General features: G+C 69.7%; 14 protein-coding genes. 5 read left to right on the top strand and 9 right to left on the bottom strand.

What is annotated here, in order from left to right; all coding sequences use genetic code 11:
• Positions 1-413 precede the first annotated feature (413 nt).
• The gene (locus ACH4SP_RS19055; RefSeq protein ID WP_398416338.1) at positions 414-1,055 is read right to left on the bottom strand and encodes a DNA-3-methyladenine glycosylase; all 642 of its coding nucleotides are present in this window, start codon (positions 1,053-1,055) and stop codon (positions 414-416) included.
• Positions 1,056-1,174: 119 nt separating this feature from the next.
• On the opposite strand from ACH4SP_RS19055, the gene ACH4SP_RS19050 reads away from it, so the two are divergent.
• The 3 genes from ACH4SP_RS19050 (at position 1,175) to ACH4SP_RS19040 (ending at position 3,287) form a co-directional block, all read left to right on the top strand.
• Positions 1,175-1,957 carry a sporulation protein gene (locus tag ACH4SP_RS19050; RefSeq protein ID WP_398416266.1) on the top strand — a complete coding sequence of 261 codons (783 nt, stop codon included), beginning with the start codon at positions 1,175-1,177 and terminating at the stop codon, positions 1,955-1,957.
• A 92-nt stretch (positions 1,958-2,049) separates the two neighbouring features.
• Positions 2,050-2,586 carry a YbhB/YbcL family Raf kinase inhibitor-like protein gene (locus ACH4SP_RS19045; RefSeq protein WP_398416264.1) on the top strand — a complete coding sequence of 179 codons (537 nt, stop codon included), beginning with the start codon at positions 2,050-2,052 and terminating at the stop codon, positions 2,584-2,586.
• A gap of 194 nt (positions 2,587-2,780) precedes the next feature.
• Positions 2,781-3,287: an HNH endonuclease gene (locus ACH4SP_RS19040; RefSeq protein WP_398416262.1), complete on the top strand. Its 507-nt coding sequence runs from the start codon at positions 2,781-2,783 to the stop codon at positions 3,285-3,287.
• A gap of 165 nt (positions 3,288-3,452) precedes the next feature.
• Here the strand turns inward: ACH4SP_RS19040 and ACH4SP_RS19035 are convergent, their stop codons facing one another.
• The 4 genes from ACH4SP_RS19035 to ACH4SP_RS19020 all read right to left on the bottom strand — a co-directional run bounded on the left by ACH4SP_RS19035 (position 3,453) and on the right by ACH4SP_RS19020 (position 6,677).
• Positions 3,453-4,229, bottom strand: a complete 777-nt coding sequence (locus ACH4SP_RS19035; RefSeq protein ID WP_398416336.1) for a sulfite exporter TauE/SafE family protein — start codon at positions 4,227-4,229, stop codon at positions 3,453-3,455.
• A gap of 84 nt (positions 4,230-4,313) precedes the next feature.
• On the bottom strand, positions 4,314-5,252 hold the full coding sequence (locus tag ACH4SP_RS19030; protein ID WP_398416260.1) for an SPFH domain-containing protein: 939 nt from the start codon (positions 5,250-5,252) through the stop codon (positions 4,314-4,316).
• A gap of 115 nt (positions 5,253-5,367) precedes the next feature.
• On the bottom strand, positions 5,368-5,799 hold the full coding sequence (locus tag ACH4SP_RS19025; protein WP_398416258.1) for an NfeD family protein: 432 nt from the start codon (positions 5,797-5,799) through the stop codon (positions 5,368-5,370).
• 86 nt (positions 5,800-5,885) lie between these two features.
• Positions 5,886-6,677: an ABC transporter ATP-binding protein gene (locus ACH4SP_RS19020; protein ID WP_398416255.1), complete on the bottom strand. Its 792-nt coding sequence runs from the start codon at positions 6,675-6,677 to the stop codon at positions 5,886-5,888.
• A 157-nt stretch (positions 6,678-6,834) separates the two neighbouring features.
• Between ACH4SP_RS19020 and ACH4SP_RS19015 the strand changes: the two genes are divergently transcribed.
• Complete coding sequence (locus tag ACH4SP_RS19015) at positions 6,835-7,611, top strand: hypothetical protein (RefSeq protein ID WP_398416254.1); 777 nt, start codon at positions 6,835-6,837, stop codon at positions 7,609-7,611.
• 156 nt (positions 7,612-7,767) lie between these two features.
• Here ACH4SP_RS19015 and ACH4SP_RS19010 read toward each other — a convergent pair whose 3' ends face one another.
• The 4 genes from ACH4SP_RS19010 to ACH4SP_RS18995 form a co-directional block, all read right to left on the bottom strand.
• Positions 7,768-8,007, bottom strand: coding sequence for a chaplin family protein (locus ACH4SP_RS19010; RefSeq protein WP_398416252.1), 240 nt, complete (start codon positions 8,005-8,007; stop codon positions 7,768-7,770).
• Between the two features lie 222 nt (positions 8,008-8,229).
• On the bottom strand, positions 8,230-8,478 hold the full coding sequence (locus ACH4SP_RS19005; RefSeq protein ID WP_398416250.1) for a chaplin: 249 nt from the start codon (positions 8,476-8,478) through the stop codon (positions 8,230-8,232).
• A 160-nt stretch (positions 8,479-8,638) separates the two neighbouring features.
• On the bottom strand, positions 8,639-9,274 hold the full coding sequence (locus tag ACH4SP_RS19000) for a response regulator (RefSeq protein WP_398416248.1): 636 nt from the start codon (positions 9,272-9,274) through the stop codon (positions 8,639-8,641).
• Between the two features lie 34 nt (positions 9,275-9,308).
• Entirely contained in the window at positions 9,309-10,466 is a 1,158-nt protein-coding gene (locus tag ACH4SP_RS18995) for a GAF domain-containing sensor histidine kinase (protein ID WP_398416246.1), read from the bottom strand.
• Between the two features lie 539 nt (positions 10,467-11,005).
• Here ACH4SP_RS18995 and ACH4SP_RS18990 point away from each other — a divergent pair.
• Complete coding sequence (locus tag ACH4SP_RS18990; protein ID WP_398416244.1) at positions 11,006-11,704, top strand: transglycosylase SLT domain-containing protein; 699 nt, start codon at positions 11,006-11,008, stop codon at positions 11,702-11,704.
• Positions 11,705-11,733 lie beyond the last annotated feature (29 nt).

The following is an 11,733-nucleotide window of genomic DNA, read 5'->3' as shown; positions in this document are numbered from 1 at the left end:
AACATATTTGGCGTTGACTTTTGGCACGCTGTTGAGTTCTCAAGGAACGGACGCTTCCTTTGTACTCACCCTCGCGGGCTTTCCTCCGGACGTTTCGTTCGGTGTTTCTGTTGTTCTTGCGTTTCCAACTCTACCAGATCGTTTCCGCGCCGTTTCCGGTTTGGATTTTCTTTCCGGTGGCCGTTGGAGGGCCTTTGCCTTTCGGCGTGTTCACTACTTTAGCGGCTTTCCCTTGCGACTCATAATCGAGTCGGTGGGAGTGAATTCAGGCATGCCGAAATCCGCACCCGTTAGGGAAGTCGTAGTAGTGGTTGGCCGCTCCGGGGGCTGCTTGGGTGGGTCCGATGGACCGTGCCGACAGCAGTGCCCGTTTCAAGCGGCTCGGGCTACGTTAGGCGGGCGGCGGGGGCGCGTCAAGTTGTCCGACGGCGGGGCTTGTGGGCCCGGTAGGGGCTCACCGTGGGGTCTCCGGCGATCCAGAAGCGCCAGGGGTGGACCGCCCCTTCTCCGCCCACTCCCGTGCGCGGTCCGCTCTGTCGCTGGTCAGGCGTGGTCGGGGTGCCGTGCAGTACGGAGAGGGGCGAGTCCTGGCCCGTACAGAGGTCGGTGCCGTCGAGGGCTCGGGTGATGTCCAGGCCGGTGGCCAGGCGGGCGGGGCCTTTGGCCAGTTCACTGTCGCTCCGGGCTGAAAGTCGTCGTGTGCGGACGAGGTCGGCGCCCGCGGTGATCTCGCCGGCCCGGAGCAGAACTCCGCTCGCCCGGTGCTCGGGGCCGCACACGAGGTTGAGGCTGAACCACATGCCGTAGATGAAGTAGACGTACGCATGGCCGGGCGGGCCGAACATGGAGGCGTTGCGGGCGGTACGGCCTCGGAACGCGTGCGAACCGGGGTCTCGCTCGCCGTCGTACGCCTCTACTTCTGTGATGCGCAGTTCCACGGAGCCTTCGGGGGCGCGGCGTACCAGGGTGCGGCCCAGGAGATCCGGGGCCACGTCCAGTACGGGCCGGTCGAAGAAGGCGCGGGTGAGCGGCGTACGGTCCGGTGTCGGCGCGATCATGCCTGCCGAGGGTAGTGGAGCCCGGGTGGTACGTACTCCTTGCGCGGGTAGGTGCGGAACCGGGCGCCCGCATTGAGCGTTTGTACCGGTCAGGACCGGAAATTTAGGGGAGAACCATGGGATTCAAGAAGCTGCTGGCGAGCCTGGGTGCGGGCGGTGCGTCCGTGGAGACGGAGCTCACCGAGGCCAACGTCGTACCGGGTGGTGTGGTGCAGGGCGAGGTGCGGATCCAGGGCGGGTCCGTGGCGCAGCAGATCGAGGCGCTGTCCGTAGGGCTTCAGGCGCGGGTCGAGGTCGAGGGCGGCGACCAGGAGGTCAAGCAGAACATCGAGTTCACCAAGGTGAAGCTCGGCGGGGCCTTCGAGGTGCAGGCGGGGGCGGTGCACGTGGTGCCGTTCGGGCTTGAGATCCCGTGGGAGACGCCCGTCACCAACATCGCCGGGCAGCACCTGCGGGGCATGGACATCGGGGTGACCACGGAGCTGGAGATCGCCCGGGCGGTCGACTCCGGGGACCTGGACCCGATCAATGTGCACCCGCTGCCCGCACAGCAGGCGATTCTGGACGCGTTCGTCCAGCTGGGGTTCCGGTTCAAGAGCGCGGACATGGAGCGCGGGCACATCCGGGGGACGCGGCAGAAGCTGCCGTTCTACCAGGAGCTCGAATTCCTTCCGCCGCAGCAGTACCGGGGGCTCAACCAGGTCGAGCTGACGTTCGTCGCGGACGACCGGGAGATGGACGTGATCCTGGAGATGGACAAGAAGCCGGGGCTGTTCAGTGCGAGCAGCGACTCCTACCGGGCGTTCCAGGTCGGGCTGCACGACTTCCAGGCCACCGACTGGGCCGGGTACCTCAACCAGTGGCTGGCCGAGGTCGGTGGGCAGCGCAACTGGCTCTAGGGTCAGACGGGTTGACCGCGCGGAGGACGGAGCGCGGCAACCGAGGGCGGGGAACAGAGTGCAGAGAACAGAGCAGTGAGGAAGGTGTTGACGTGACCGAGGCCAAGAGGGCGCCGCTGCCACACGACTTCCACCCCCCGGTGGCGTCGTTCGGTGTGCTGAGCGCGGACGTCGCCGAAGGGGCCGTGCTGCGGGACGCTCAGGTCTACTCCGGTGGGAACACCTCGCCGCAGCTGCGGTGGGAAGGGTTCCCTGCGGAGACGAAGAGCTTCGCCGTGACGTGCTTCGACCCGGACGCGCCGACCGGGAGCGGATTCTGGCACTGGACGGTCTTCGACATCCCGGCGACCGTGACCGAGCTGCCCGCGGGCGCAGGCAGCGGGAAGTTCGAGGGGCTGCCCGAGGGCGCGCTCCAGGCTCGTAACGACTACGGGACGAAGGACTTCGGCGGGGCCGCTCCCCCGGCCGGCGAGAACCACCGGTATGTCTTCACCGTGTACGCGGTGGACGTCGAGAGCCTGGGCATCGACGCGGACGCGTCGCCCGCTGTCGTCGGGTTCAACCTTCGGTTCCACACGCTCGGGCGCGCACAGCTCGTAGCTCAGTTCGAAACTCCGGCAGAGGGCTGAGCAGCGTCGGAGAAGATTCACGGGGTATTTGCCCGCTCCCGGTCTTGAAAGAGATCGGGAGCGGGCAGTTTTTGTTTGGGGGGACGGTTGCTTCCCTCCGGGGACGCCGTTAATGCGTTGTCCATCGCGGCGAGTCCCGCCAGAGTTGATCCAAGCCCGCCAAGGGGTGGGCCGGCACACGGAGGGTGGGCGGGATGCGTGACACGCTGGTTTTGAACGCGAGCTTCGAGCCACTGTCGACGGTGACATTGAACCGTGCGGTGGTGCTTGTCCTTAACGACAAGGCCGTGGTCGAGAAGTCGCATCCCGGGCTGCGCATGCGCGCCGCCGCAGTCGATCTTCCGGTGCCGATGGTGATCCGGCTCAGCAGGTACGTACGGGTGCCGTTCCGAAGACAAGCTCCCTGGTCGAGGCGGGGCGTGCTGATACGGGACCAGCACAGGTGCGCGTACTGCGGGAAGAGGGCCACGACCGTGGACCACGTGGTGCCGCGGTCGCGCGGTGGGGCGGACAGCTGGTTGAACACGGTGGCCTCGTGCGCCGAGGACAACCACCGCAAGGCGGACCGTACGCCCGAGAAGGCGGGGATGCCGCTGTTGTTCCAGCCGTTCGTACCGACCCCGGCCGACGCGATGCTGTTGTCGCTGCGCGGTGGGGAGTGGGACTCGCTGCCGGACTGGCTCGCGCAGGCGGCGGCGTAGACCGGACGAACCGGTGGTGAGGAGGCCCGTCCCGTGGTGGGGGCGGGCTTCTTCGCGTCCATGGCAGGCAGCTGGGCTCGGCCGAGCAGGGGTGCGGGCCCAGCTGAGCAGGGGTGCGGGCGCAGCTGAGCAGGGGTTCGGGCTCAGGTGAGCAGGGGTTCGGGCTCAGGTGAGCAGGAGTTGGGTGATCGCGACGATGCCGACCGCGACGATCACCGCGCGCAGGACCGTGGGCGGCAGGCGGCGGCCGACCTTGGCGCCGAGCTGGCCGCCGAGGGCGGAGCCGACGGCGATCAGGAGCACCGCCGTCCAGTCGAATTCGGCGACGAAGAGGAAGAAGACCGCGGCGACTCCGTTGACGACGGCGCCGAGGATGTTCTTGACCCCGTTGATGCGCTGGAGGGTGTCATTGAGCAGGAGGCCCATGAGGGAGAGGTAGAGGACTCCCTGGGCGGCGCCGAAGTAGCCGCCGTACGCGCTGGCGAGGAGCAGGCCGAGCAGGAGGGCGGGGCCGCCGTCCGGGTGCGGTCCTGCCGCCGGGGCGCCGTTGCGTTCGCGCCGCCGCTTGAGCGCCGCGGCGAGCTTGGGCTGGAGTACGACCAGGATCAGCGCGAGGCCGATCAGCACGGGGACGATCGTGTCGAACGCCGAGGACGGCAGCGCGAGCAGCAGGATCGCGCCGATCAGACCGCCGACCAGGGCGGTGCTGCCGAGGCGGACGATGCGGGAGCGCTGGCCGCGCAGTTCGTGCCGGTAGCCGATGGCGCCGCTGATGGCGCCGGGGACCAGGCCGAGGGTGTTGGAGACGTTGGCGACGACGGGCGGCAGGCCGGTCGCGAGCAGCACCGGGAAGGTGATGAGGGTGCCGGAGCCGACGATGGTGTTGATGGTGCCCGCGCCGATTCCCGCGGCGAAGACGGCGAGCATCTCCCAGATCGTCATGCGGTGCTGCCCCTCGTGATTGCCGTGATGATCGCTGCCGTATGCATCGATCATGCACGGATCATGCACGAGGGGCGGGGCGGGTCAGTCGATGGGGGGCTGTTCGCGGCGTTCCTTGCCGCTGCCGGAACCGCCCGAACCACCGCTCATCGGGCCGAAGTTGCCCATCGCGCCGGACAGGCCCTTGAGCGCGTCGCCGATTTCGCTGGGGACGATCCAGAGCTTGTTGGCATCGCCCTCGGCGATCTTCGGGAGCATCTGGAGGTACTGGTAGGCGAGGAGCTTCTGGTCGGCGTCGCCGGCGTGGATGGACTCGAAGACCGTACGGATGGCCTGGGCCTCGCCCTCCGCGCGCAGGGCCGCCGCCTTCGCCTCGCCCTCGGCACGCAGGATCGCGGACTGCTTGTCGCCCTCGGCGGTGAGGATGGCCGACTGCCTGGTTCCCTCGGCCTGGAGGATCGCGGCGCGCTTGTCGCGGTCGGCGCGCATCTGCTTCTCCATCGAGTCCTGGATGGAGGTCGGCGGCTCGATCGCCTTGAGCTCGACGCGGTTGACGCGGATGCCCCACTTGCCGGTGGCCTCGTCGAGGACACCGCGCAGGGCCGCGTTGATCTCCTCGCGGGAGGTCAGGGTGCGCTCCAGGTCCATGCCGCCGATGATGTTGCGGAGCGTGGTGACGGTGAGCTGCTCGATGGCCTGGATGTAGCTGGCGACCTCGTACGTCGCGGCGCGGGCGTCGGTCACCTGGTAATAGATGACGGTGTCGATGTTGACCACCAGGTTGTCCTGGGTGATCACCGGCTGGGGCGGGAACGGGACGACCTGTTCGCGGAGGTCGATCCGGTTGCGGATCGAGTCGATGAACGGGACGACGATGTTGAGCCCCGCGTTGAGGGTGCGGGTGTAGCGGCCGAATCGTTCGACGATGGCGGCGCTGGCCTGTGGGATGACCTGGATCGTCTTGATCAGGGCGATGAAGACCAGCACCACCAGAATGATCAGGACGATGATGATGGATGACATCGCTTCCCCGTGCCCTTCGTGTCTCTCGGTCCTGCGGTGAAGATCGAGCGTGCGGTGATGATCGAGTTTCCCAGATGGCGGCGCGGCGTGCGAGGTGTTCCGCTCAGCTGACGACTCACATGACGACGGCCGTTGCGCCGTCGATCTCGACCACGTCGACCTGCTGGCCCGGTTCGAAGGACTGCTCGGAATCCAGGGCGCGGGCAGACCAGATCTCGCCCGCCAGTTTGATGCGGCCGCCCCCGCCGCCGTCGACGCGTTCCAGAACGACGGCCTGGCGGCCCTTCAACGCGTCGACCCCGCTGGCCAGTTGGGGCCGTTGACTTCGGTGCCGGGCGGCGACCGGGCGTACGACGGCGATCAGGACGACCGAGACCGCCGCGAACACCAGGACCTGGGTGACGAGACCGCCGCCCAGGTACGAGGTGAGCGCGCCCGCCAGCGCGCCGACGGCCAGCATTCCCAGTTCGGGCATCGTCGTGACGACGAGTGCGATGCCGAGCACCGCCGCGCCGATCAGCCACCAGAGCCATGCGTCCATGTTCACAATGGTCATGGTAGGGGCGGGTGGTCGGCGCGGACAGGGCGCACAGGCGTCACGTACCGGCTCAAGTGCCGTACGTACGACACCACTTAGCCCATCGGGAGGCCCTGTGCGGTGTAGCGGTCGCCGCGGTGCTCGACAATGAGCGGCAGACCGAAGCAGAGCGAGAGGTTGCGCGAGGTCAGCTCGGTCTCCACCGGGCCCGCGGCGAGGATCTTGCCCTGGCGGATCATGAGGACGTGCGTGAAGCCCGGGGGGATCTCCTCGACGTGGTGCGTGACCATGATCATCGAGGGGGCGTACGGGTCGCGGGCCAGCCGACCGAGGCGGCGGACCAGGTCCTCGCGGCCGCCGAGGTCGAGACCGGCGGCCGGCTCGTCCAGGAGCAGCAGCTCGGGGTCGGTCATCATCGCGCGGGCGATCAGGGTGCGCTTGCGCTCGCCCTCGGAGAGGGTGCCGAACTTCCGGTCCAGGAACTCGGTCATGCCGAGCCGGTCGAGGAAGGCGCGGGCGCGCTGCTCGTCGACCTCGTCGTAGTCCTCGTGCCAGGTGGCGGTCATGCCGTACGCGGCGGTGAGGACGGTCTCCAGGACGGTCTGGCGCTTGGGCATCTTCTCGGCCATGGCGATGCCGGCCATGCCGATGCGGGGGCGGAGGTCGAAGACGTCCACCTTGCCGAGGGTCTCGCCGAGGATGGTGGCGGAGCCGGAGGAGGGGAAGAGGTAGCTGGAGGCGATGTTCAGCAGCGTGGTCTTGCCGGCGCCGTTCGGCCCGAGGATGACCCAGCGTTCGCCTTCCTTCACCGACCAGGAGACGTCGTCCACCAGAGCCCGTCCGTCGCGGACCACGGATACGTCCACCAGCTCCAGTACATCGCTCATGAGCGCGTTGTCTCCCCATGCAGTATCGAAATGTCGCGTGTGCCTGTGGGCACAGCGCCCAAGGAAAACCTACGCCACCGGTCGGACAGTCTTGCCCTTGGGACCGCTCTTGGGCCGCATCTTGGGGCGGGCGGGCGCGGGAATCTAGGCTGTCCGCATGCTCACGGAACCACGTTCAGGAATGCTGGCGGCCTGGGGAAATGCCCTGTTGGGGGGATTCGTCTCGCCGGACGACGCCGCGGCCGCCGTTGTCGGGGACGACGCGGTGCACCGGGTGACCGGGCTGCCGGGAGAGGACGCGCCGGTCGGACTCACGCTGGCGCTGGGGCGGCTGCGGGTGCTCGGGGCGACCGGGCTGCGGGTGGCACTGCCCGCGCCGGGGCATCCGCTGGGACTCAGCGGGCCGCCGGAGTTCAACGCGCGGGCGCTGGAGGCGCAGGAGGCGGTGGTCTGTACGGGGGCCGCGCTCGGGCTCGTACCGGAGGTCGAGGAGATCGGTCCCGCGGGAGACGTGCGGGTGGAGGTGACGTGGGTGTGTTCGCCGGTGCGGGACGCGCCGCCGGCGGACGTGCCGTCGCTCGGGGAGGCGGAGCGTGAGCTGGCGGAGGCGTTGCGGGACGCGACGGCGGTGCTGACGCGGCTGGACGTGGCGGGGTCGGGGCCGGTGGCTTCGGCGGCGCTCGATGCCTACCGGGCCAGGGCGGAGGCTTCCCGCGAGGTCCTGGCTCCCGGGTACCCGCCCCGTGCGGTGCGGGTACTGGAGATGGCGCGACGGGTGGGGCTGATGGTGTCCCTGGCGTACGGGAGCGGGCACGGGGGTGCTGTCAGCGCTTCGGAGATCTGGGCCCGGGGGGAGGCGCTGAGGCCGGTGGAGAGGGTGGCCCGGCGGGCGATGGTGGCGGCGTACGGAGTGGTGGTGGAGGAGAGGGCGTGAGGGGGCGGCGGTTGCCGCTCTCCGGGACCGCTTCTCCGGGGGCCGCAGGGGGAGGGCTCTCCGGGGCCGCAGGGGGAGGGTTCTCCGGGACCGCAGGGGGAAAGCCCCGCAGCAGGAGGCTGCGGGGCTTTCGGGTGGTGCGGGGAGCGGCGAACGTCAGCTGTTCACGCCGGTGTTGCCGAAGGCGGGGTTCAGGCCGGCGATGCCGTTGACCGTGTTGCCGACCACGTTCACCGGGACGTGCACCGGGACCTGGGCCTGGTTGCCGGAGCCGACGCCCGGGGAGTGCGTGGCCGTGCCGTCGGCGTCGGCGTCGGCGAACGCGGCACCGGCGGAGGCGCCCGCGGCGAGGCCGGCGACGGCGAGGACCAGGGCGGCCTTCTTGGCAGTGTTCATGGGAAGTGTTCCTCCTGCAGTGAGCGGAGCGGCCCCAGCCGCGGGGTCGCACGCTGGGAAACGTCCGGGCCGACCGGATGACACGGGCCAGGGCACGGATGCCCCCCGTTCGGACGAATAGGCGGACGATCGACGCGCACGGCGCGGCGGGGGCCCGGCATGCGGAACGGCCCCCGGCTGATGCCGGGGGCCGTTCTCGGGACGCGACCCGGGGGAGGTCGGTCAGCTGTTGACGCCGTCGTTCGCGAAGGCCGGGTTGAGGGCACCGATGACGGAGACGGTGTTGCCGACCGCGTTCACGGGGATGTGCACCGGGGCCTGGACCAGGTTGCCGGAGCCGACGCCCGGCGACCCGACGGCCTTGCCGTTGGCGTCCGCACCGTGACCGGTGGCGGAGGCGGCACCGGCGCCCGCGGCGATGAGCCCACCGGCGACCAGAGTGACGGCAGCGGCCTTCTTCAGGTTCTTCACTTCAGGTTCCTCCTAGCGGTGGCCACGGCCAGCCGCCGCAGCACGCCATGAAGAACGGCTCCGCGCCGAACAGGTTGCGCCATTCGGATGACGTACACACGACAGTATGAAACTCAGGCCGGAGGACGACGCTCCGTATCAGCTTCGTACGGGGTGCCGCTCAGTCCGTCAGGCCATGTCGGACGGCCCAGAGCGCGGCCTGGGTGCGGTCCGCGAGGTCCAGCTTCATCAGGATGTTCGACACGTGGGTCTTGACGGTCTTCTCGGAGAGCACGAGGACGCGGGCGATCTCCCGGTTGGAGCGGCCGTCCGCGATCAGGGCGAGCACCTCGCGCTCGCGGTCGGTGAGGGAGGTGTTCCGGCCGTGGCCGTTGTGCGGTTCGTCCTGGGAGAGCAGGGCGCCGGCGACCTCGGGCTGGAGGAGCACATGGCCGGCGTGGACCGAGCGGATGGCGCCGGCCAGGGCGTCCGGGTCGACGTCCTTATACACGTATCCCGAGGCGCCCGCCCGCAGGGCGGGGACGACCGTGCGCTGCTCGGTGAAGCTGGTGACGATCAGCACCTTCGCCGGATTGGCGAGCTCGCGGAGCTTGCGCAGGGCCTCGATGCCGTCGGCTCCGGGCATCTTGATGTCCATGAGAACGACGTCGGGGCGCAGGGATTCCGCCTGGGCGACCCCCTCCGCGCCGTCGCCCGCCTCACCGACGACCTCTATGTCGTCCTGGATTTCGAGGAACGTGCGCAGTCCTCGCCGTACGACCTGGTGGTCGTCGACCAGCAGGACACGGATCTTCACTTTCGCTCCCTGGGACGGGACGTTCTGGCCGGCCTCAGGCACCGGGGACCTCCATGGTGATCGTGGTGCCCTTTCCGGGCGCCGAATCCACTGTGAGCCTGCCGCCGACGCCGCTCGCCCGGTCCCGCATCGACACCAGGCCGAGGTGGCGGCCCGCGCGGCGCACCCCCCCGGGCTCGAAGCCGCAGCCGTCGTCCGCGATGCTGAGGCGGACGCGGTCGTCCCGCTTTTCGAGTACGACATCCACGCGGTCGGCGCCGGAGTGGCGCAGGGCGTTGTGCAGGGCTTCCTGGGCGACGCGGAGCATCGCTTCCTCCTGGGCCGCGGGCAGGGCGCGTACACCGCAGCTGTCGAAGACGACGTGGGCGCTGTGGGCGCGGTCCATGACCTGGATCTGGGTACGGAGGGTGGCGACCAGGCCGTCCTCGTCGAGGGCGGCGGGGCGCAGTTCGACGACGGCTGCGCGGAGTTCTTCGACGGCTTCGGCGGCGAGGGCGGCGACCTGCTGGAGCTCGTCCTTGGCGCGGGCCGGGTCGCGGTCGACGAGGGCGGTGGCCGCCTGGGCGGTGAGGCGCAGCGAGAAGAGCTTCTGGCTGACGGCGTCGTGCAGCTCGTGGGCCAGGCGGGACCGCTCCTCGGCGATGGTGAGCTCGCGGCTGCGCTCGTACAGGCGGGCGTTGGTGAGGGCGATCGCGGCGTGCTGGGCCAGGATCGTGAGGAGCTCCTCGTCGTCGGCGGTGAAGCCGCAGCCGCCGTCGGCGGGCTTGGCGCAGAGCTTGTTGGCGAGGAAGAGGACGCCGATGACCTCGTCGCCGTCGCGGATCGGGAGGCCGAGGAAGTCGGACATGTCGGGGTGGGCGTCCGGCCAGCCCCCGAAGCGGGGGTCCTTGCGCACGTCGGCGAGGCGCTCGGTCTGGGCGCCGTGCAGCATCGCGGCGAGGATGCCGTGCTGGCGGGGCAGCGGGCCGATGGCCTTCCACTGTTCGTCGCTGACGCCGTCGACGACGAACTGGGCGAAGCCGCCGTGGTCGTCGGGGACGCCGAGTGCGGCGTACTCGGCGTCGAGGAGGTCGCGGGCGGAGGCCACGATCGTCTTGAGGACGTCGCGGACTTCGAGGTGGCGGCTCATGGCCAGGAGGGCGGAACTGACGGCTGCCAGGCCGCCGGAGGTGGGGTGGAGGCCGGGGGTCATGTCGGTCACCGTACCGGTGGGGCAGGGGGACGGGATCGGCCCTGCGGCGGCAGTGGGGAGGGACCTGGGGACTAGGTCTCGGGGCGGGGGCCGGGCGGGCGCGGGGCGGTCGTGGGGTGGGAGTGACCTGGGCTTTGGGACAGAGGTGAGCCCTGGGACGGATCTGGGGCTTGGGACGGGGGTGGGGCTTGGGGCCGAGGTGGGTCTTGGGGCCGAGGGCGGGGCGGAGAAGGGCGAGCGTCGCAGCACTCTGGTAGCCGATTGCTTTGCAGTGGTTACGGTTGGTGAGTTTGTCGTGAGGGTGGTGTGAGGCCGGGCATAGGACGCAGGTCACTTACGAAGGCGCGTAGTGGACGTGTAAAGGGCGTGTGAGCGGGGGGTGTGGGGGTGCGGGGTGGGTCCTGGCGACCCCCGGTCCACTATCCGGCTTCGTACATCACACCTTTGCCTGGGGATTTTGCGGCCGCTAACAATGGCTGCCGTCGCGGAGTCCTCGGAGTCCGCGGCGCTTCCTTGTCCCCTTCGAGAGGTACGTCTGCATGTCCTCCGCTCCTGGCCATAGTCGCCTGACCAAGACCCACCGGGTCTCGATCGCCGGTGTCGCCGCTCTCGGCGCCGCTTCCCTCGCGCTCACCCTTCTGCCCGGCGGTGGTTCCGCCGAGGCGGGCACGCAGGACATGGCGACGGTCGCGACGGTTGCCTCGCAGGGCAGCAGCACCGTGCAGGCGAGCATCGCCGAGCAGCACTCCGTCGCCGACAAGCGGGTCAAGGACGCCGCGGCGGCCAAGGCGAAGGCGGAGGCCAAGGCGAAGGCCGACGCGAAGGCAAAGGCTGAGGCGAAGGCGAAGGCCGAGGCGAAGAAGCGTGCCGACGAGCAGGCCGCCGCGAGCCGCGCCGCCGCCCGCAAGCCGGTGTACGCGAACAACCTCGACGGGTGGATCCGCGAGGCGCTGGCCGTGATGAAGGCGAAGGGCATTCCCGGTTCGTACGACGGGCTGCACCGCAACATCATGCGCGAGTCGACCGGCAACCCCCGGGCCATGAACGGCTGGGACATCAACGCCCAGAACGGCACCCCGTCCGTCGGCCTCCTCCAGGTCATCCAGCCGACGTTCAACGCGTACCACGTGCCGGGCACCCCGCACGACATCTACAACCCGGTCTCCAACATCACCGCCGCGGCCAACTACGCCGCCGACCGGTACGGCTCCATCGACAACGTCAACGGCGCCTACTGAGTCCGCACGCGGACAGACAAGAGGGCGGC

The sequence above is a fragment of the Streptomyces sp. NPDC021093 genome (assembly GCF_044333135.1).
Taxonomy (GTDB): Bacteria; Actinomycetota; Actinomycetes; order Streptomycetales; family Streptomycetaceae; genus Streptomyces.
Note: the sequence above shows the minus strand (reverse complement) of the source record. Positions and strands in the feature narration are given on the sequence as shown.

Bases quoted from the DNA above. Each gene is read 5' to 3' on its own strand.
- ACH4SP_RS18990 (WP_398416244.1), top strand. From the start codon at position 11,006: ATGTCCTCCGCTCCTGGCCATAGTCGCCTGACCAAGACCCACCGGGTC.
- ACH4SP_RS19030 (WP_398416260.1), bottom strand. From the start codon at position 5,252: ATGTCATCCATCATCATCGTCCTGATCATTCTGGTGGTGCTGGTCTTC.
- ACH4SP_RS19040 (WP_398416262.1), top strand. From the start codon at position 2,781: ATGCGTGACACGCTGGTTTTGAACGCGAGCTTCGAGCCACTGTCGACG.
- ACH4SP_RS19050 (WP_398416266.1), top strand. From the start codon at position 1,175: ATGGGATTCAAGAAGCTGCTGGCGAGCCTGGGTGCGGGCGGTGCGTCC.
- ACH4SP_RS19010 (WP_398416252.1), bottom strand. From the start codon at position 8,007: ATGAACACTGCCAAGAAGGCCGCCCTGGTCCTCGCCGTCGCCGGCCTC.
- ACH4SP_RS18995 (WP_398416246.1), bottom strand. From the start codon at position 10,466: ATGACCCCCGGCCTCCACCCCACCTCCGGCGGCCTGGCAGCCGTCAGT.
- ACH4SP_RS19015 (WP_398416254.1), top strand. From the start codon at position 6,835: ATGCTCACGGAACCACGTTCAGGAATGCTGGCGGCCTGGGGAAATGCC.
- ACH4SP_RS19020 (WP_398416255.1), bottom strand. From the start codon at position 6,677: ATGAGCGATGTACTGGAGCTGGTGGACGTATCCGTGGTCCGCGACGGA.
- ACH4SP_RS19035 (WP_398416336.1), bottom strand. From the start codon at position 4,229: ATGACGATCTGGGAGATGCTCGCCGTCTTCGCCGCGGGAATCGGCGCG.